Origin of the sequence: Streptomyces sp. NPDC007162 (genome assembly GCF_040634175.1) — a bacterium.
Taxonomy (GTDB): Bacteria; Actinomycetota; Actinomycetes; order Streptomycetales; family Streptomycetaceae; genus Streptomyces.
Genome location: NZ_JBEYFC010000150.1, coordinates 1 through 18,478 on the forward strand (window position 1 = coordinate 1; position 18,478 = coordinate 18,478).

Here is an 18,478-nt window from a genome sequence, read left to right on the forward strand (position 1 = left end):
GACCTGTGGACCTCGACGTTGACGGCGTGTACGAGGGGTTTGACGTGTACAACGGCATGGCTGCGACGCAGCTGGACGGAGTGGCCTGGCAGAAGAGCAGGCACAGCAACTCGCAGGGGTCCTGCGTCGAGTTCGCCCGGCTGCCGGGCGGTGACGTCGCGGTCCGCAACTCGCGCTTCCCGGACGGCCCGGCCCTCGTCTACACGCGCGCCGAGATCGAGGCGATGCTCCTCGGTGTCAAGGACGGCGAGTTCGACCACCTGATCGTGAGCTGACCGCGGTCCTGTCCGGGGCCGACCCGGGCATGGGTCGCAGAACGTAAGGCAACGCGCGTAGAAACCCGGCGTCGGAAGGTGCCGGGTTTCGCTACTCTGCCACCGGCAGCCGGAACAGCGCCCACACGACCTTGCCGTTCAGGGTGCCGGCCAGCGGATGCCAGCCCCAGCTGTCGCTGAACGAGTCGACCAGGAACAGTCCGCGGCCCGACTCGGCGGCGAAGTCGTCGGAGTCGCCGGGGGCCGGGGTCGCGTGACTGGGGTCGCGCACCGCGCACACCAGCCGCTCGGTCCACCGCATCAGGTGCAGCCGCACCGCCGGTGCCTGCGGCGCGACGGTACGCTCGCTCTCGGCGGGAACCGCGTGCCGCAGCGCGTTGGTGACGAGCTCCGACACGACGAGGCAGACGTCGTCGAAGCGGTCGCCGACATCCCACTGGCCGAGGGTTCTTCGGGTGAACGACCGGGCTTCGCGCACCGCTTCGTAACGTGCGGGCAGGGCGCAGGAGGCAGCGTCGGACACGGCCGCGGGATCAAGCGGCGGAAGGCCCTGCCGTAACGGCTTGAGCATGGTCGATCCATTCGTCCCCATGCGAGGCACTCCCGGGTGTTCGCGGTCGTTGCGATGCAGCGGTGGCGCGGGACCATGGTTTCGGATGCGTACAGCAGATGCAAGGGCAGATGCACGTGCACGAGACCGAATTGGACCCTCCCGTACCGCTTCTTGGCCATTTTTTCCGCCAACTTGGCGCCGATGGCTCACTACCTGCTTGCCAGTTCCTGTGCTTAGACTTTGGTTCTTTCCGTTTCCGTAACCGGACGAGTACTGCTCGGAGTGTTTTAGTGGCAGACTGCGGGCCCTGAGGACGGTTGGGGAGGCTGGCGAACGTGAGCGCGGGAGAGCCCGGATCGGTGGTGCGGCGAATGCTGCTCGGCTCGCAACTCAGGCGGCTGCGCGAGGCCCGGGGGATCACACGGGAGGCCGCGGGGTACTCGATCCGCGCCTCCGAGTCGAAGATCAGCCGTATGGAGCTGGGCCGGGTGAGCTTCAAGACCAGGGACGTGGAAGACCTGCTGACGCTGTACGGCATCACGGACGAGGCCGAGCGCGAGCAGCTCGTCTCCCTCGCCCGGGAGGCCAACGTGGCGGGCTGGTGGCACAGTTACTCCGACGTCCTGCCGACCTGGTTCCCCACCTATGTCGGCCTGGAGGGCGCCGCGCACCTGATCCGCGCGTACGAGGTGCAGTTCGTCCACGGTCTGCTGCAGACGGAGGACTACGCGCGCGCGGTGGTGCGGCGCGGTATGAAGGGCGCCAGCGAGGCGGACGTCGAACGGCGGGTCACCCTGCGCCTGGAGCGGCAGAAGTACCTGGTGGCCGAGAACGCCCCCGACGTCCACATCGTCCTCGACGAGGCCGCCCTGCGCCGGCCCTACGGCAGCCGCGAGGTGATGCGCGGCCAGCTCCAGCACCTGGTCGAGATCTCCGAACATCCCAACGTACGGCTCCAGATCATGCCGTTCAGCTTCGGCGGGCACTCCGGTGAGGGTGGCCCCTTCACCATCCTGAGCTTCCCCGAGTCGGACCTGTCCGACGTGGTCTACCTGGAGCAGCTCACCAGCGCCCTGTACCTCGACAAGCGCGAGGACGTCGCCCAGTACGAGCTGGCCCTGAAGGAGCTCCAGCAGGACAGCCCGGGTCCGGACGAGAGCCGGGACCTCCTGCGGGGCCTCCTCCAGCTCTCCTAGGGCTCTCCCCAGAAGTTCGCTCTCCATCCCCAACTGGCGTGTCACGCAGTTACGATGACGCGTGATCAGGCCGTGCTGTCGCTCATGCGTCTGCTAGTGATTTGGGGATCACATGTCGTCGTACTTCACCGACCTCGCACAGCAGTACATCGACGGTGAGTGGCGCCCGGGGACCGGTTCCTGGGACATCATCGACTTCAACCCGTACGACGGTGAGAAGCTCGCCTCGATCACGATAGCCGCCGTCGACGAGGTGGATCAGGCCTACCAGGCCGCCGCGCGTGCCCAGAAGCAGTGGGCCGCCGTCAACCCCTACGCCCGCCGCGTGGTCTTCGAGAAGGCGCTGCGCCTCGTCGAGGAGCGCGAGGGCGAGATCACCGAGGCGATCATCGCCGAGCTCGGCGGCACGCACCTGAAGGCCGGCTTCGAACTCCACCTCGCCAAGGAGTTCCTGCGCGAGTCGGTCCACCTGGCGCTGCGTCCCGAGGGCAAGATCCTGCCCTCCCCGGTGGACGGCAAGGAGAACCGCCTCTACCGCGAACCGGTCGGTGTCGTGGGCGTGATCAGCCCCTTCAACTTCCCCTTCCTGCTGGCCCTCAAGTCGGTCGCGCCGGCGCTCGCGCTGGGCAACGGCGTGGTGCTCAAGCCGCACCAGAACACCCCGATCGTCGGCGGCACCCTGGTCGCGAAGATCTTCGAGGACGCCGGCCTGCCGGGCGGACTGCTCAATGTCGTCGTCACCGACATCGCCGAGATCGGCGACGCCTTCATCGAGCACCCGATCCCCAAGGTCATCTCGTTCACCGGCTCCGACAAGGTCGGCCGCCACGTGGCCACCGTCTGCGCCTCGCTCTTCAAGCGCTCGGTGCTCGAACTGGGCGGCAACAGCGCCATCGTGGTCCTCGACGACGCCGACGTGGACTACGCGGTCGACGCGGCGGTCTTCAGCCGGTACGTCCACCAGGGCCAGGTCTGCATGGCCGCCAACCGCGTGCTGGTCGACCGCTCGATCGCGGACACGTTCACCGAGAAGTTCGTCGCCAAGGTGAAGTCCCTCAGGTCCGGCGACCCGCGCGACCCGGGCACCGTCATCGGCCCCGTGATCAACTCCCAGCAGGCGGAGTCGATCTCGGCCATCGTCGAGCAGGCCATCGCGGAGGGCGCAACGGCCCTGGTGCACGGCACGACCACCGACAACCTGGTCGAGCCCTCGGTCCTCACCGACGTGCCCACCGACTCCGCGCTGCTGCGCCAGGAGGTCTTCGGCCCGGTCGCCTTCCTCATCCCCTTCGACGGCGAGGAGGAGGCCGTACGACTCGTCAACGACACCCCCTACGGCCTCAGCGGGGCCGTGCACACCGGGGACGTCGAGCGGGGCGTGGCCTTCGCCAAGAAGATCGACACCGGGATGTTCCACGTCAACGACGGCACCGTGCACGACGAGCCGCTGGTCCCCTTCGGCGGCGAGAAGAGCTCCGGCATCGGCCGCCTCAACGGCGAGACGACCCTGGAGGCCTTCACCACCCTGAAGTGGATCTCGGTGCAGCACGGCCGCAGCGGCTTCCCGTTCTAGCCGGCGAATCCCGCCGGGATCGGTGAATCCCGGCCATCACGTCCCGTTAGGACGGTATCTGTCCTAACGGGCCCGTAGCTTCGGTCGTGTCGGGCAAACACCACCGAGGAAAGGCGGCCGGCCATGGTCACCCACGTTCCCGCGGAAGCACAGGGCGACGAGCGCGGAGCACTGCTCTCCTTCATCGAGGAGCAGCGCGGCGGCATCCGCCGGGCGCTGCTCGGACTCACGGACGAGCAGGCGGCGAGCAAGCCCAGCGCCAGTGCGCTGTCCCTGTCCGGCCTGCTCAAGCACGTCGCCGAGGTCGAGCAGAGCTGGATCGCGCGCGCCCGGCAGGAGCCGCCGGCGATCGAGCGCGACCAGTCCAACTGGCACGAGACCTTCCAACTGGTCGGCGACGAGACGGTGGCCTCCCAACTCGCCCACTGGGAGCAGGTCGCCGCCGAGACCGAGAAGTTCATCCGCTCGGTCCCCAGCCTCGACGACACCTTCCCGCTCCCCGAGGCCCCCTGGTTCCCGAAGGGCAGTGTCTCCATGCGCTGGGTCTGCCTCCACCTGATCCGCGAGACCGCCCGCCACGCGGGCCACGCGGACATCATCCGCGAGTCCCTGGACGGGAAGACGGCCTTCGAACTGGTGGCCCTGGAACAGGAACAGGGCTCGTAGCACTAGTGGTGGAAGCTGGTGGCCGCGTCCTTGTCCCTGGTCGACGGATGCGGCTGGCGGCGCAGTTCCGGCAGCAGCCGGGTCAGGTCCTCGATGAACAGGTCGGCCAGGTCCTTCGAGAAGCCGTTGCGGCACACCACCCGCAGCACGGACAGGTCCTCCCGGTTCGCCGGGAAGGAGTAGGCCGGCACCAGCCAGCCGCCCTCGCGCATCCGCCGGGACACGTCGAAGACGTCGTACGCCGTCACGTGGTCGGCGGTGGTGAAGGCGAACACGGGCAGCTCGTCGCCCTTGGTCAGCAGCCGGAAGTCACCGAGCTCCCCGATCCGCCGGGCGAGCCCGGTGGCCACGTCCCGGGAGGTCTGCTGCACCGCGCGGTAGCCGTCCCGGCCGAGCCGCAGGAACGTGTAGTACTGCGCCACCACCTGGGCGCCGGGCCGGGAGAAGTTGAGGGCGAAGGTGGGCATGTCGCCGCCCAGGTAGTTGACGCGGAAGACGAGCTCCTCGGGCAGCGCCTCCTTGTCCCGCCACAGCGCCCAGCCGACGCCCGGGTAGACCAGGCCGTACTTGTGCCCCGAGGTGTTGATCGACGCCACCCGCGGGAGCCGGAAGTCCCACACCAGGTCCTCGTCTAGGAAGGGCGCGATCATCGCGCCGGACGCGCCGTCCACATGGACCGGGACGTCGAACCCGGTGCGCTCCTGGAGGGCGTCCAGGGCCGCGCAGAGGTCGGCGACCGGCTCGTACGAACCGTCGAAGGTGGAGCCGAGGACGGCGACGACCCCGATGGTGTTCTCGTCGCAGAGGTCGGCGGCGGCCTGCGGGTCCAGGTGGTAGCGGTCGCCCTCCATGGGCACGAACCGGGGTTCCACCTCCCAGAAGTTGCAGAACTTCTCCCAGCAGACCTGGACGTTGATGCCCATGATCAGGTTCGGTCGGGCGCCGCCCGGGTAGCGGTCGGCGTTGCGCTGCGTCCAGCGGCGCTTGAGCGCCATCCCGGCCAGCATGCAGGCCTCGCTGGAACCGGTCGTCGAACAGCCGACGGCGGCCGACGGGTCCGGCGCGTTCCACAGGTCGGCGAGCATCGCCACACAGCGCCGCTCCAGCTCGGCGGTGCGCGGGTACTCGTCCTTGTCGATCATGTTCTTGTCCCGGCACTCCTGCATCAGGACGCCGGCCTGGGGTTCCATCCAGGTGGTGACGAAAGTGGCCAGATTCAGCCGGGCGTTGCCGTCCAGCATCAGCTCGTCGTGCACCAGCTGGTACGCCGTGTTCGGCGGCAGCGGGGCGTCCGGCAGCCGGTGGGTGGGCGGGGCCTCGGTCATGCCGCCGACCGGATTCGCCTCCCCGAAGAACGGGTTGACGGACATCGCTCGCTCTTGGTGCTTCTCGGGGCCTTTGTGGAGCGGCATGAGCAGTGCCTCCTGGGAGAGTTCACATGGGTTCGCTTCGCGGGGTCAGCGCAGGGCCGTGCCGTCCGCCCGCAACTGCATTCTCGGCCGCCCGGTCACCAGCAGCCACGCGGGCAGCGACGCGATGCACAGCAGCACGATGATGCTCGGCGAGGCCACGAGTACCGCGGCCGTGAACAGACTCACCCAACCCTGCCGGGTGATCGCCAACAACATGCCCAGGACACCCGCCGCCACGCCCACCGACGGCTGGACGGCCGGCACCAGGGCGTGGGCGCACAGCCCGAAGGCCGAGCCGATGAACACCGACGGAAAGATCCGGCCACCGCGGAAACCGCAGGAGGCCGCCACGGTCAGCGCGGCCAGCTTGACGACCGTCATGGCGGCGAACTCTCCCGCCGACCAGCCCTCCGGGTCCTTCGCCAGCACCGCGACCTGGTCCAGCCCCTTGAAGAGCGTCAGAGACCCGCCCAGCGCCCCCAGCAGGCCCAGCACGAGCCCGCCGACCGGAAGCGCCACCATGGGGTGCCCGAGGCGCCGGAAGGCGCCGTGGACGTACGGGAAGGCGCGCACGGCGCACATGCCGAGCAGCGCGGCCGCGGGGGCGATCACCAGGGCCGCCAGCAGATCGGGCCAGCGCGTCCTGCCGAGCGCGGGCAGCCCGAGGTCCAGGGTCGGACGGGCCAGCAGGTCGGTCGTCATCGCGCCCGCCGCCGCGGCCATCAGCGGCCCGAAGAGGTTGTCCCACAGCGCGCCCTTCAGCGGCTTCCCGGCCAGCGCCTCGGAGATCACCAGGGCCGCCGCCACCGGCGTGCCGAACAGCGCGCCGAGGGTCGCCGCCTCGGCCAGCGCGGGCCACAGCGAACCCGGCAGCCGGGGCATCGCGAGCCGCCCCAGCCACAGCGCGACCCCGACGTTGACGGCGATGAGCGGGTTCTCCGGACCGAGACTCGGCCCGCCCGCCAGCATCAGCGCGGTCGCCAGCGCCAGCCCCGGCAGCACGACGGGCGGCAGCGCCACCGCCTCCAGGCCCAGGGTCGCCGGATCGGGTCCCGCGTGTCCGGGCACCTTCCACACCACCAGCCCCACCGCGATCCCGGTGGCCGTCAGCATCACCAGCACCCACGGCACCGAGTACGGTCCGACACCGAGCGCGTCCGGCAGGCTGGTCCACAGCACGTGCTGCAGCCGGTCGGCCAGCGAGCTCACCAGCAGGAACAGCAGGCTGCTCCCGACACCGACGGCGAGCGACGGCAGGATCAGCGGCAGCAGGGCGCGCGCAGGGGCCGAGGGCGGGATGGGGAGCGCCTGCCGCGCGGTGTCCTGGACCACGCGCCCACCATAAGCGGGCAAACCAGACACAACATCCGGAACGTCATCGGGCTTGCACCTCACGTGGCGTGAGGATCCAGGGTGGAGCACGGAAAGGAGCGGAAGTGAGCTACTCCGTCGGACAGGTCGCCGGGTTCACCGGCGTCACCGTGCGCACCCTGCACCACTACGACGAGATCGGCCTGCTGGTCCCGGGCGAACGCAGCCCCGCCGGACACCGGCGCTACGGCGACGCCGACCTCGACCGGCTCCAGCGGATCCTGTTCTACCGGGAGCTCGGCTTCCCGCTCGACGAGGTCGCGGCCCTGCTCGACGACCCGGACGCGGACCCGCGCGCGCAGCTGCGCCGCCAGCACGACCTGCTGACCGCCCGGATCGAGAAGCTGCGGAAGATGGCCGAGGCCGTGGAACACGCCATGGAGGCACGCAGAATGGGCATCAACCTCACCCCCGGGGAACGCTTCGAGGTCTTCGGCGACAAGGACCCCGAGCAGTACGCCGAGGAGGCCGAACAGCGCTGGGGCGGCACCGAGGCCTACGCCGAGTCGCAGCGCCGCGCGGCCCGCTACACCAAGGCCGACTGGCAGCGGATGAAGGCCGAGGTCGACGACTGGAGCGGGCGTTACGCCGCCCTGGTGACCGCGGCCGAGCCGGCGGCCGGCGAGCGGGCCATGGACATGGCCGAGGAACACCGCCTGCACATCTCGCAGTGGTTCTACGACTGCCCGTACGACATGCACCGCTGCCTGGCCGGGATGTACGTCTCCGACGAGCGCTTCAAGGCGTTCTACGACTCGATGGCCCCGGGCCTGGCCGAACACCTCAAGGAGGCGATCGAGGCGAACGCGGACCGGCACACGGCGTGATCCCGGGGGCCGCCGGCGGCGGCCCACAGCTCCCTCCTGGTTGCCGCACAATGCATCCCGGAGCCACCGGTGGAACCTGGGGCGGACACATTACGTTGATAGGTTTGTGCGCCCGCACAAGGATCTCGACGTGCCCTCACCCCCCAGGAGCCCGGAACCGTGATGACGCTCGCCCTCGGCCCGAGCTGGCTGGATCCGAACAAGCTGCTCGACTCGTTCGGCATCTGGGGTCTGCTCCTGGTGGTCTTCGCGGAGTCCGGGCTGCTGATCGGCTTCTTCCTGCCGGGCGACTCGCTGCTGTTCACCTGCGGTCTGCTGATCACCTCGCACCAGCTGGACTTCCCGCTGTGGGGCGCCATCGCCCTGATCTGCCTGGCCGCCGTCCTCGGTGACCAGGCGGGCTACATGTTCGGCAAGAAGGTCGGCCCGTCGCTCTTCAACCGCCCGGACTCCCGCCTCTTCAAGCAGGAGAACGTCGCGAAGGCGCACGAGTTCTTCGAGAAGCACGGCCCGAAGTCCCTGATCCTGGCCCGCTTCGTGCCGGTGATCCGGACGTTCACGCCGATCATCGCGGGCGTCAGCGGCATGGCGTACCGCTCGTTCCTGACGTTCAACGTCATCGGCGGCGTCCTGTGGGGCGCCGGTGTCACCCTGCTCGGCTCCTGGCTCGGCAAGATCGACGTCGTCAAGAACAACATCGAGGCGATCCTGATCCTGATCGTCCTCGTCTCGGTGGTCCCGATCGCCATCGAGTTCCTGCGGGCCCGCTCGAAGGCGAAGAAGGAGGCCGCAGCCGCCGCGGCGGCCCCGCCGGAGCAGCAGTTCCAGCCCTTCCAGCAGTACCCCGCGGCCCCGATGACGGACGACGCGACGACCCGCCTGCGCAGGATCGAGCCGGCGTACGAGCAGCAGCAGTACGGCCAGCCGCCGCAGCAGCAGCAGCCTCAGTACGACCAGCAGCAGTACGACCAGCAGCAGTACGGGCAGCAGCAGTACTACGACCAGAACGGCTACTACAACGAGCAGCAGTACCCGTACAACGAGGAACAGCAGTACCGAGCCCCGTGAGCCGAAGCGCCCGGCCGCAACGGCGCGGCGCTCAGAACCCCCTGGTCCGCTTGGCGGCCCGCCGCTTCCCCGCGAACCCCAGCCGCAGCCCCAGCCGCGAGATCTCCGACCCAAGATTGACCCCGATGGCGATGGCCATGGCGAGCGACGCCGCCTTGGCCAGCGACACCAGCCCCTTGTCGACGTGGTTCTGGGCCATCGACAGCAGCCCGAAGTACGTGGCCGACCCCGGCAGCAGCGGCCCGATGGCCGCCGTCGTGTACGGCAGCGCGGACGCGAACCGGTACCGGGACAGCAACTGCCCGAACAGCCCCACGACACCCGCCGCGACGGCCGTGGAGGCGACCGGCGAGATCTTCCCGGTGTAGTGCATCGCGCCGTAGACCGACCAGGCCACGCCGCCGTTGAGGGTCACCACCAGCACGGTGGACCGTTCCTGCTGGAGCAGGACGGCGAAGGTCAGCGACAGCACCATGGACGCGGCGATCTGCAGGTACGGCCGATTGGAGCCGATCAGCGCCACGTCGGGATCGAGCCGGCCGCCCAGCTTCACACCGAAGTACAGGACCGTCAGCACCCCGGTGACGATGCCGACGAAGAAGTACATGACCTCCAGCAGCCGCGCGGAGGCGGTGATGTAGAAGCCGGTCAGCCCGTCCTGGACGCCCGCGACCAGTGCCCGTCCGGGCAGCAGCGCGAACAGCCCACCGGTGACCACCGCGGACGCCGCGACGTCCACGTGGGCGAGCGAGAACGCGATCCCGATCGCGGCCGGCGGCATCGCCGCGATCATGAACTGGTAGAACTCCGGCAGCCCCCGCCCGGCGCACAGCCACGCCAGCCGGTCGCCGAGCATCGCGCCCACCGCGGCGGCCACGAACACCAGGAGGTCACCGCCGACCAGCACGGAGGCGGCCCCGGCGAGCAGCCCGCTCGCGCCGGTCAGCGCCCAGCCGGGGTACGGGTGCCGGTTGCGGCGGATCTCCGCGAGCCGCCGGTAGGCCTCCTCCAGGGACACATGGGTCTCGGGGTCGGTGAGGTCGTCCACGAGCCGGAAGACGGCCGCGAGGCGCGTGTAGTCCGTCCCGCGCCGCCGTACCGTCCGGGAGGCGGTCACCGGGTCGTCGACGAGCGAGGGCTGGTAGGAGATCGCCAGCAGGGTGAACGTCACGTTCGGCTCGCACCGGTCGAGGCCGTAGGAGCGGCAGACCGCGAACATCGCGGCCTCCACGTCCTCCGCGCCCTCACCGCCCGCCAGCAGCAGCTCCCCGATACGCAGCGTCAGGTCGAGCACGCGGGGGACGGCGGGGCCGCCGTCCTCGGCCTTCTGCACCGGCTCCGGCGCCGGCCGCTCGGCCACCGGCATGCGCAGCATCGTGCGCATCCGGTCCTGCCAGGGCGCGTCCTTCACCAGGCTGACGGCGGGAAAACCGGAGGCGGGGGTGAAGGCGACCGGGGCGTCGTAGGCGCTGTAGGTGCTCGGCACGCTGAACGCCGAGCCCTCCGGCTCACCGGCCGCCGCCTGCGGCGCCCGGAAGCCGTCCGGCACCGCGAACTCGGACGTCGACTCCGGCTCGGTGCCGGCCTCGGGGACCGCGATGCCCGCCGGAACGGCGAACTCCGACGTGATCTCCGGGTCGTACCGCGCCTCGTCCGACCTGGGCTTGCGGTCCTCCGCCTCCGTCACTGCCGTATTGCTCCCTGAACGACGTCTCTACCTACGCCTCAGTATGCGCACTGCCCCCAGGAGGCACGAAAAACGGGCCGCACACGCGCGTGTGCGGCCCGCCGTCCGAAGGGTGCGGGGGAGTCTCAGTGACCGCCCTGCTCCTTGAAGCGCTTGTACGACCGCTCGATCTCGACCTCGGCGTCGGTGCGGCCCACCCAGTTGGCGCCCTCGACGGACTTGCCGGGCTCCAGGTCCTTGTAGACCTCGAAGAAGTGCTGGATCTCCAGGCGGTCGAACTCCGACACGTGGTGGATGTCGCGCAGGTGCTCCACCCGCGGGTCGGTGGCCGGGACGCACAGCAGCTTGTCGTCGCCGCCGGCCTCGTCCGTCATCCGGAACATGCCGATCGCGCGGCACTTGATGAGGCAGCCCGGGAAGGTGGGCTCGTCCAGGATGACCAGCGCGTCCAGCGGGTCGCCGTCCTCGCCGAGGGTGTTCTCGACGAAGCCGTAGTCGGTCGGGTAGGCGGTCGAGGTGAAGAGACGACGGTCCAGGCGGATCCGACCGGTCTCGTGGTCCACCTCGTACTTGTTCCGCGAACCCTTCGGGATCTCGATCGTGACGTCGAACTCCACCGGTGGCTCCTCCATGATCAACACATAGTTCTGGTGGTTAAGTGTCCCTCACGCTGGTGTGTGATCGCGAAAGGGGCTGGTGGTCGTGCCAGAGCTGAGGTCTTGGCAGGCCGCGAAACCGCGGGTGCGGAAGATCGCGGCCGCTGTGCGACCGGGTCTGCAACGCTGGACGGCCGCCACGAAGCCGCAGGTCACACGCTTGAGGCAGGCCGTGGGACCACAGCTCGCCCGGCTCACGCGCGCGACCGGACCCCGGCCGGCCGGTCTGGTCCGCCCCCCTCGTCCTCGGACCCTCAGGACCTGGCAGTACACCGCGGGCGCCACCACGGCCGGGCTCGCGCTGGCCGCCGGTGTGGCGACCGCGGCGGGCCCCTGGGACGCCAACGGTCAGCGTACGGCCGAGCGGGACCGGGCGGCCGCCCTGCAGCGGCCGGGTGGCGCAGATCACGGCACCGGATCCGGCACCGCCGCCTCGGACCCCGGTGCCGCCCCGAGCGCCGGTCCGGTCCTCACCGGCCTGGGCGGCGGCACCGACACCGTGAAGTCGGCGCCCACCGCGGACTCCACCCAGAACCCCGCCGGGATCTCCCCAGGGGCCCTCACGGACGTCCTGGGGCCCCTCCTGGACGCCCCGGAGCTCGGCAGCACCCGCACCGCCGTCGTCCTCGACGTGGCCACCGGGAAACGCCTCTACGCAGAGGGCGCCGACACGGGCCTCACCCCCGCCTCCACCACCAAGATCGCCACCGCGGTCGCCGCTCTCTCCGCCCTCGGCCCCGACCACCGCTTCACCACGCGCGCGGTCCTCGAACCCGGCACCAGGCAGGTCGTCCTGATCGGCGGCGGCGATCCGACCCTCACCGCCCGCCGGGACTCCGGCGGCTGGGCCAGCCTGCGCACCCTCGCCACCGAGACGGCGAAATCCCTGACCGCGCGGGGCATCGAACAGATCACGCTCTCCTACGACACCTCGCTCTACACCGGCCCCGACCTGCACCCCATCGGCGTCAACGAGAACCTCGCGCGCGTGAGCCCGCTCATGGCCGACGAGGCCCGCACCGACGGCTCCGCCAGCGGCCCCGCGCTCCGGGCGGCCGACCCGGCGGCCGACGCGGCACAGAAGTTCGCGGGGTTCCTGGCGGACGCCGGCATCAAGACCTCGGCCCCCGGCACGGCCAAGGCGAGCCGCCGGGCCGGCACCCTCGCCACCGTCTCCTCGCCGCCGCTGTCCTCGGTCGTCGAGCGCATGCTCACCTACAGCGACAACGACATCGCCGAGGCACTGGCCCGCCAGACCGCACTGGCCGGCGGCAGGCCGGCCGACTTCGACGGCGGAGCGGCCGCGATCGACGCCCGGCTGACCAGGCTGGGCCTGCCGATGACCGGCGCCTCCTTCCACGACGGCAGCGGCCTGAACCGGGACGACCGGCTGACCGCCGGCCTCCTCACCGCGCTGCTCGCCAAGGCCGCCGACGCGGACCAGCCGGGCCTGCGCCCGGTCCTCACCGGCCTGCCCGTGGCCCACTTCACGGGCACCCTGACCAGCCGCTACACGGACGGCGCGGCAGGCGTCGTACGCGCCAAGACCGGCACCCTCACCGGCGTCAACACCCTGGCGGGCACCCTCGTCGACCGGGACGGGCGGCTGCTGGCCTTCGCCTTCCTGACGTCGGACACGACGAACCCGCAGGAGGCCCAGGAGGCGCTGGACCGGACGGCCACCGCACTGGCCGGCCTGTAGGGCCTGCCGCGAAGGCGGCTCCGGCCCCACCAGCCCCACGGCCTGCCCCAACGGGGAGCGCTAACGTACGGTTGACGCATGACGAGCATCGGTGGCGCTGCTTCTTCTGGGATGGTCGACTGGAATCTCGCGGTGGCGACCGCGACCCGGCTCGTGCGGCCGGGGCCCGAGGTGAGCCGCGACGAGGCCCGGGCCATCGTCGCGGAGCTGCGACGACACGCGAAAGCCTCGGAGGAACACGTCCGGGGCTTCACTCGTATGGGGACCGACGACGTCCACGACACCCCCGTTCTGGTGGTGGACCGGCCCGGCTGGGTCAAGGCGAACGTCGCCGGGTTCCGCGAACTGCTCAAACCACTGCTCGACAAGATGCAGGAGCGGCGCTCCGGCACCCCGGGCGGCGCGGTCCTCGGCGCCGTCGGCGGCAAGGTCACCGGCGTGGAACTCGGCATGCTGCTGTCGTTCCTGTCCTCCCGGGTCCTCGGCCAGTACGAGACCTTCGCCCCGGCCTCCCGCGACCTCCCGGCGGACGAGAACGGCGGCGGCCGGCTCCTGCTCGTCGCCCCGAACATCGTCCACGTGGAGCGCGAACTCGACGTGAAGCCCCACGACTTCCGCCTGTGGGTGTGCCTGCACGAGGAGACCCACCGCACCCAGTTCACGGCCGTGCCCTGGCTGCGCGCCCATCTGGAGGGCGAGATCCAGGCGTTCCTGTCGGAGACCGACGTCGACCCGATGACCGTCCTCGAACGCGTCCGGGACGCCGCCCAGTCGCTGGCCGGCGGCCGCCCCGAGGCCGAGGAGGACGACGGCGGCCGGTCGTTCGTCGAACTGGTGCAGACCCCGGCCCAGCGCGAGATCCTCGGCCGGCTCACCGCCGTCATGTCCCTGCTCGAAGGGCACGCCGACTTCGTCATGGACGGCGTCGGACCGGCCGTCGTGCCGACCGTCGCGGAGATCCGCGAGAAGTTCCAGCAGCGGCGCGCCAAGGGCGCCTCCCGGCTCGACATGACCCTGCGCAAGCTGCTCGGCCTGGACGCCAAACTCCGTCAGTACCGGGACGGCGAACGCTTCGTGCGGGCCGTCGTCGACCAGGTCGGCATGGACGGCTTCAACCGGGTGTGGACCTCCCCGAACACCCTGCCGACCAAGGCGGAGATCGCCACACCGGCGGACTGGGTCGCGCGGGTGCACCGCAAGCCCGACCAGTGAACCGGTGGGTGTCCGGTGAGCCGGATCCGGCAGGCGAACGCCCCTTCAATCACCCGTCCGAGGGACCGTGAGCGATGGGTAGGCGTGCGATGCTCGGGGAACGGCCTGTTTCTGTCACCATCTACACACTCTGAGTGACCGATCTCGGGCTCACCCCCCGAAAACTTCATGAAGGGAACCGGACATGGGTCCCCATCCTGCGGTCGCGGCGATACGCCTGGCGGTCCGCCGCGTCCTCCACGACATCCTCACCGACCAGAGCCGCCTCGGCCGTACCACCGGCGAACGCACCGGCGGGCGCATCACCGCGCGCCTCGCCCGCCCCTTCGGGGACATCGACATCCCGGAGCAGACACCGAACGAGCGGCCCCCCTCCCCGCTCGTCCTCGTGGCGTGCTCCGGCGGCGCCGACTCCATGGCACTCGCCTCCGCCCTCGCCTTCGAGGCCCCCAAGCTCGGCGTCCGCGCGGGCGGCATCACCGTCGACCACGGGCTGCAGCCCGGCTCCGACCTGCGAGCCGAGGAGGTCGTCCTGAGACTGCGCGAGCTCGGCCTCGACCCGGTCGAGTCCCTCACCGTGACCGTCGGCCGCGACGGCGGACCCGAGGCCGCCGCCCGCGACGCCCGCTACGCGGCCCTGGACGCCGCCCTGGAACGGCACGGCGGCACCGCGATCCTGCTCGGCCACACCAGGGACGACCAGGCCGAGACCGTCCTGCTGGGCCTCGCCCGCGGCTCGGGCATCCGCTCCCTGTCCGGAATGGCCGCGGTCTCGGGGGCCGGCGGCCGTTACCGGCGCCCCTTCCTCCAGCTGGACCGGCAGACCGCCCGCAAGGCCTGCATGGTCCAGGCCCTGCCCGTCTGGGACGATCCTCACAACGCGGACCCGGCGTACACCCGCTCCCGGCTCCGCCACGAGGGGCTTCCCGCCCTGGAGAAGGCGCTCGGCAAGGGCGTCGTCGAGGCCCTCGCCCGCACCGCCCAGCTCTCCCGTGACGACGCCGACGCCCTCGACACCTGGGCCAGCCAGGCCGAGGCCTCCGTACGGGACGCCACGGGCCTGCTGGAGTGCGCGAAGCTCTACGCCCTGCCCCCCGCCGTACGCCGCCGGATCCTGCGCCGCGCGGCCATCGAGGCGGGCGCCCCGGCCGGTTCCCTGTTCGCCCGGCACATCGAGGAAGTCGACCGCCTCATCACCGGCTGGCGCGGCCAGGGGGCCATCAATCTCCCCGGCAAGGTCGTCGCCCAGCGGCAGGGTGGCAGACTGGTGATTCGGCAAGGCTGAATCCCGACCTCCCGGAGTGCTCCTCCGACGGGACGGGTAGGCCGGTGGGACGACCGACCGAAAGTGATGCGGGTGGACGCGAAAGACATGGGTGCCGACCTCCAGCAGGTGCTCATCACCAAAGAAGAGATCGACGCGAAGCTGGCCGAGCTGGCCGCGAAGATCGACGCGGAGTACGCGGGCAAGGACCTGCTCATCGTCGGCGTCCTCAAGGGCGCCGTGATGGTCATGGCGGACCTCGCCCGGGCGCTGTCCACCCCCGTCACCATGGACTGGATGGCCGTGTCCTCCTACGGCGCGGGCACCCAGTCCTCCGGCGTGGTGCGGATCCTCAAGGACCTCGACACCGACATCAAGGGCAGGCACGTCCTGATCGTCGAGGACATCATCGACTCCGGACTGACCCTCTCCTGGCTGATCAACAACCTCGGCTCCCGCGAGCCCGAGACCCTGAAGATCTGCACCCTGCTGCGCAAGCCCGACGCGGCCAAGGTCGCCATCGACGTCGAGTGGGTCGGCTTCGACATCCCCAACGAGTTCGTCGTCGGCTACGGCCTCGACTACGCCGAGAAGTACCGCAACCTCCCGTTCGTCGGTACGCTCGCGCCCCACGTCTACGGCGGCTGAACCCCGGCTGATACGCCGGAGGGTCCACTTACGTAAGACGATCGGGAACCCCAGCGGGTTTCGCGCCGTTGGAGCATGCAGAGACGGGTTCACCAGCCGTCGGAAGCAGCTTCGTGCGGCTTCGGGCCACAATGCTGGGGTACCGTCAGAAGAACTGTCTTATCAAACTCACTATGGCAGGAGGGACGGGGCGACACCGCTCCGTATGGATGGACGTGAAGCGATACTTCCGTGGGCCGGTCATGTGGATCGTGCTGGCCGTCCTTGCCGTGGTCGTGTTGATGCAGGTCGTCGGCTCGTCCGGCGGCTACAAGACGGTGGACACCGGCCAGGTCGTGGCGGCGATCAACGACAACAGGGTGGCATCGGCGAAGCTGACCACCGGTGACGAGCAGACCGTCAAGGTCACGCTCAAGAACGGCGAGAAGGTCGACGGCAGCTCGAAGATCCAGGCGAGCTACATCGGCGACCAGGGCGTGACCATCGCCAACACGCTGCAGACCAAGTACCAGGACAAGCAGATCCCCGACGGTTACACCGTCTCGCCGACCAAGCAGAACGCCTTCGTGGGTGTCCTGCTCTCCCTGCTCCCCTTCGTCCTCATCGTGGTCGTCTTCCTGTTCCTGATGAACCAGATGCAGGGCGGCGGCTCCAGGGTCATGAACTTCGGCAAGTCCAAGGCGAAGCTCATCACCAAGGACACCCCGAAGACGACCTTCTCGGACGTCGCGGGCTGCGACGAGGCCGTCGAGGAACTCCACGAGATCAAGGAGTTCCTCCAGGAGCCGGCCAAGTTCCAGGCCGTCGGCGCCAAGATCCCCAAGGGCGTGCTGCTCTACGGCCGCCCCGGCACCGGCAAGACGCTGCTCGCGCGTGCCGTCGCCGGCGAGGCCGGAGTGCCCTTCTACTCGATCTCCGGTTCCGACTTCGTCGAGATGTTCGTCGGTGTCGGTGCTTCCCGAGTGCGTGACCTCTTCGAGCAGGCCAAGGCGAACGCCCCGGCGATCGTCTTCGTCGACGAGATCGACGCGGTCGGCCGCCACCGCGGCGCCGGCCTCGGCGGTGGTCACGACGAGCGCGAGCAGACCCTGAACCAGCTGCTCGTCGAGATGGACGGCTTCGACGTCAAGGGCGGCGTGATCCTCATCGCCGCGACGAACCGGCCCGACATCCTCGACCCGGCGCTGCTGCGCCCCGGCCGCTTCGACCGCCAGATCGCGGTCGACCCGCCGGACCTGCAGGGCCGTCTGGAGATCCTCAAGGTCCACCAGAAGGGCAAGCCGGTCGCGCCCGACGTCGACCTCGCGGCGGTCGCCCGCCGTACGCCGGGCTTCACCGGCGCGGACCTGTCGAACGTGCTGAACGAGGCGGCCCTGCTCACGGCCCGCAGCGACCGCAAGCTCATCGACAACCAGATGCTCGACGAGGCGATCGACCGGGTGGTCGCGGGCCCGCAGAAGCGGACCCGGATCATGTCGGACAAGGAGAAGAAGATCACCGCGTACCACGAGGGCGGCCACGCCCTGGTCGCGGCGGCCTCCCCCAACTCCGACCCCGTCCACAAGATCACCATCCTGTCCCGCGGGCGCGCCCTCGGCTACACGATGGTCCTGCCGGACGAGGACAAGTACTCGACCACGCGCAACGAGATGCTCGACCAGCTCGCGTACATGCTGGGCGGCCGCGCGGCCGAGGAACTGGTCTTCCACGACCCGACCACGGGCGCCGCGAACGACATCGAGAAGGCCACGTCCACCGCTCGCGCGATGGTCACGCAGTACGGCATGACCGAGCGTCTCGGCGCGATCAAGTTCGGCGGCGACAACACCGAGCCCTTCCTCGGCCGTGAGATGTCCCACCAGCGCGACTACTCGGAAGAGGTCGCCGCCCTGGTGGACGAGGAAGTGAAGAAGCTCATCGAGAACGCGCACAACGAAGCCTGGGAGATCCTGGTCGAGAACCGCGACGTCCTCGACAACCTCGTTCTCCAGCTCCTGGAGAAGGAGACCCTGGGCAAGGAGGAGATCGCCGAGATCTTCTCCGCCATCGTCAAGCGCCCGGCCCGGCCCGCCTGGACCGGTTCCTCCCGCCGTACGCCGTCCACCCGGCCGCCGGTGCTCTCTCCCAAGGAGCTCGCACTGACCAACGGGGCGAACGGCTCGACGCCGGCGATCAGCACGGTGAAGTCCACGGCGGCCGAGTCCGCCCCGGTGACCGAGCAGGCGCCGGAGGACCGTCCCGAGAGCTGACCCCACCGGACCACCCGGCCCGGAATGGATGCCGCGCCCCCCAGGATCTAGCCTGGGGGGCGCGGCAGTTCACGCAGCAGAAAGTCCAAAAATCGACGATCACGATGCGCCCGCGGAGC

16 protein-coding genes are annotated in these 18,478 nt (G+C 70.2%); 11 read left to right on the forward strand and 5 right to left on the reverse strand.

Going from position 1 to position 18,478, the window contains the following annotated elements:
• Positions 1-5 precede the first annotated feature (5 nt).
• The gene (locus ABZ646_RS19575) at positions 6-275 is read left to right on the forward strand and encodes a DUF397 domain-containing protein (RefSeq protein WP_046730917.1); all 270 of its coding nucleotides are present in this window, start codon (positions 6-8) and stop codon (positions 273-275) included.
• A gap of 91 nt (positions 276-366) precedes the next feature.
• Here ABZ646_RS19575 and ABZ646_RS19580 read toward each other — a convergent pair whose 3' ends face one another.
• The gene (locus ABZ646_RS19580) at positions 367-867 is read right to left on the reverse strand and encodes an ATP-binding protein (protein WP_360520151.1); all 501 of its coding nucleotides are present in this window, start codon (positions 865-867) and stop codon (positions 367-369) included.
• 332 nt (positions 868-1,199) lie between these two features.
• Here ABZ646_RS19580 and ABZ646_RS19585 point away from each other — a divergent pair, with 332 nt between their 5' ends.
• The 3 genes from ABZ646_RS19585 (at position 1,200) to ABZ646_RS19595 (ending at position 4,263) form a co-directional block, all read left to right on the forward strand.
• Entirely contained in the window at positions 1,200-2,024 is an 825-nt protein-coding gene (locus ABZ646_RS19585) for a helix-turn-helix transcriptional regulator (protein WP_360520174.1), read from the forward strand.
• A gap of 112 nt (positions 2,025-2,136) precedes the next feature.
• On the forward strand, positions 2,137-3,597 hold the full coding sequence (locus ABZ646_RS19590) for an aldehyde dehydrogenase family protein (RefSeq protein ID WP_360520153.1): 1,461 nt from the start codon (positions 2,137-2,139) through the stop codon (positions 3,595-3,597).
• A 123-nt stretch (positions 3,598-3,720) separates the two neighbouring features.
• Positions 3,721-4,263: a DinB family protein gene (locus ABZ646_RS19595; protein WP_360520155.1), complete on the forward strand. Its 543-nt coding sequence runs from the start codon at positions 3,721-3,723 to the stop codon at positions 4,261-4,263.
• A gap of 2 nt (positions 4,264-4,265) precedes the next feature.
• Here ABZ646_RS19595 and ABZ646_RS19600 read toward each other — a convergent pair whose 3' ends face one another.
• Together ABZ646_RS19600 and ABZ646_RS19605 are read right to left on the reverse strand one after the other, a co-directional pair.
• Positions 4,266-5,675, reverse strand: a complete 1,410-nt coding sequence (locus ABZ646_RS19600; RefSeq protein WP_360520157.1) for a glutamate decarboxylase — start codon at positions 5,673-5,675, stop codon at positions 4,266-4,268.
• A gap of 45 nt (positions 5,676-5,720) precedes the next feature.
• Positions 5,721-7,007: an ion channel protein gene (locus ABZ646_RS19605; protein ID WP_360520159.1), complete on the reverse strand. Its 1,287-nt coding sequence runs from the start codon at positions 7,005-7,007 to the stop codon at positions 5,721-5,723.
• 104 nt (positions 7,008-7,111) lie between these two features.
• Here ABZ646_RS19605 and ABZ646_RS19610 point away from each other — a divergent pair, with 104 nt between their 5' ends.
• Together ABZ646_RS19610 and ABZ646_RS19615 are read left to right on the forward strand one after the other, a co-directional pair.
• Positions 7,112-7,873 carry a MerR family transcriptional regulator gene (locus ABZ646_RS19610; protein WP_360520161.1) on the forward strand — a complete coding sequence of 254 codons (762 nt, stop codon included), beginning with the start codon at positions 7,112-7,114 and terminating at the stop codon, positions 7,871-7,873.
• 159 nt (positions 7,874-8,032) lie between these two features.
• Positions 8,033-8,941 (forward strand): VTT domain-containing protein, encoded by a 909-nt coding sequence (locus tag ABZ646_RS19615; protein WP_360520163.1) that lies wholly within the window; start codon positions 8,033-8,035, stop codon positions 8,939-8,941.
• A 31-nt stretch (positions 8,942-8,972) separates the two neighbouring features.
• Here ABZ646_RS19615 and ABZ646_RS19620 read toward each other — a convergent pair whose 3' ends face one another.
• Positions 8,973-10,628, reverse strand: a complete 1,656-nt coding sequence (locus ABZ646_RS19620) for a threonine/serine exporter family protein (RefSeq protein ID WP_360520165.1) — start codon at positions 10,626-10,628, stop codon at positions 8,973-8,975.
• Between the two features lie 125 nt (positions 10,629-10,753).
• Complete coding sequence (locus ABZ646_RS19625) at positions 10,754-11,245, reverse strand: inorganic diphosphatase (protein ID WP_046730908.1); 492 nt, start codon at positions 11,243-11,245, stop codon at positions 10,754-10,756.
• A gap of 124 nt (positions 11,246-11,369) precedes the next feature.
• Between ABZ646_RS19625 and dacB the strand changes: the two genes are divergently transcribed.
• From dacB to ftsH, 5 genes are all read left to right on the forward strand, one after another.
• Entirely contained in the window at positions 11,370-12,986 is a 1,617-nt protein-coding gene (gene dacB / locus ABZ646_RS19630; RefSeq protein ID WP_360520176.1) for a D-alanyl-D-alanine carboxypeptidase/D-alanyl-D-alanine-endopeptidase, read from the forward strand.
• A gap of 78 nt (positions 12,987-13,064) precedes the next feature.
• On the forward strand, positions 13,065-14,198 hold the full coding sequence (locus tag ABZ646_RS19635; protein ID WP_360520167.1) for a zinc-dependent metalloprotease: 1,134 nt from the start codon (positions 13,065-13,067) through the stop codon (positions 14,196-14,198).
• A 184-nt stretch (positions 14,199-14,382) separates the two neighbouring features.
• Positions 14,383-15,483 carry a tRNA lysidine(34) synthetase TilS gene (gene tilS / locus ABZ646_RS19640; protein WP_360520169.1) on the forward strand — a complete coding sequence of 367 codons (1,101 nt, stop codon included), beginning with the start codon at positions 14,383-14,385 and terminating at the stop codon, positions 15,481-15,483.
• Positions 15,484-15,549: 66 nt separating this feature from the next.
• Positions 15,550-16,110 carry a hypoxanthine phosphoribosyltransferase gene (gene hpt / locus ABZ646_RS19645; protein ID WP_093500061.1) on the forward strand — a complete coding sequence of 187 codons (561 nt, stop codon included), beginning with the start codon at positions 15,550-15,552 and terminating at the stop codon, positions 16,108-16,110.
• A gap of 209 nt (positions 16,111-16,319) precedes the next feature.
• Entirely contained in the window at positions 16,320-18,359 is a 2,040-nt protein-coding gene (gene ftsH, locus ABZ646_RS19650; RefSeq protein WP_360520171.1) for an ATP-dependent zinc metalloprotease FtsH, read from the forward strand.
• Positions 18,360-18,478 lie beyond the last annotated feature (119 nt).

Bases quoted from the DNA above. Each gene is read 5' to 3' on its own strand.
- ABZ646_RS19580 (WP_360520151.1), bottom strand. From the start codon at position 867: ATGGGGACGAATGGATCGACCATGCTCAAGCCGTTACGGCAGGGCCTT.
- ABZ646_RS19585 (WP_360520174.1), top strand. From the start codon at position 1,200: ATGCTGCTCGGCTCGCAACTCAGGCGGCTGCGCGAGGCCCGGGGGATC.
- ABZ646_RS19590 (WP_360520153.1), top strand. From the start codon at position 2,137: ATGTCGTCGTACTTCACCGACCTCGCACAGCAGTACATCGACGGTGAG.
- ABZ646_RS19595 (WP_360520155.1), top strand. From the start codon at position 3,721: ATGGTCACCCACGTTCCCGCGGAAGCACAGGGCGACGAGCGCGGAGCA.
- ABZ646_RS19600 (WP_360520157.1), bottom strand. From the start codon at position 5,675: ATGCCGCTCCACAAAGGCCCCGAGAAGCACCAAGAGCGAGCGATGTCC.
- ABZ646_RS19635 (WP_360520167.1), top strand. From the start codon at position 13,065: ATGACGAGCATCGGTGGCGCTGCTTCTTCTGGGATGGTCGACTGGAAT.
- tilS (WP_360520169.1), top strand. From the start codon at position 14,383: ATGGGTCCCCATCCTGCGGTCGCGGCGATACGCCTGGCGGTCCGCCGC.
- hpt (WP_093500061.1), top strand. From the start codon at position 15,550: ATGCGGGTGGACGCGAAAGACATGGGTGCCGACCTCCAGCAGGTGCTC.
- ftsH (WP_360520171.1), top strand. From the start codon at position 16,320: ATGGACGTGAAGCGATACTTCCGTGGGCCGGTCATGTGGATCGTGCTG.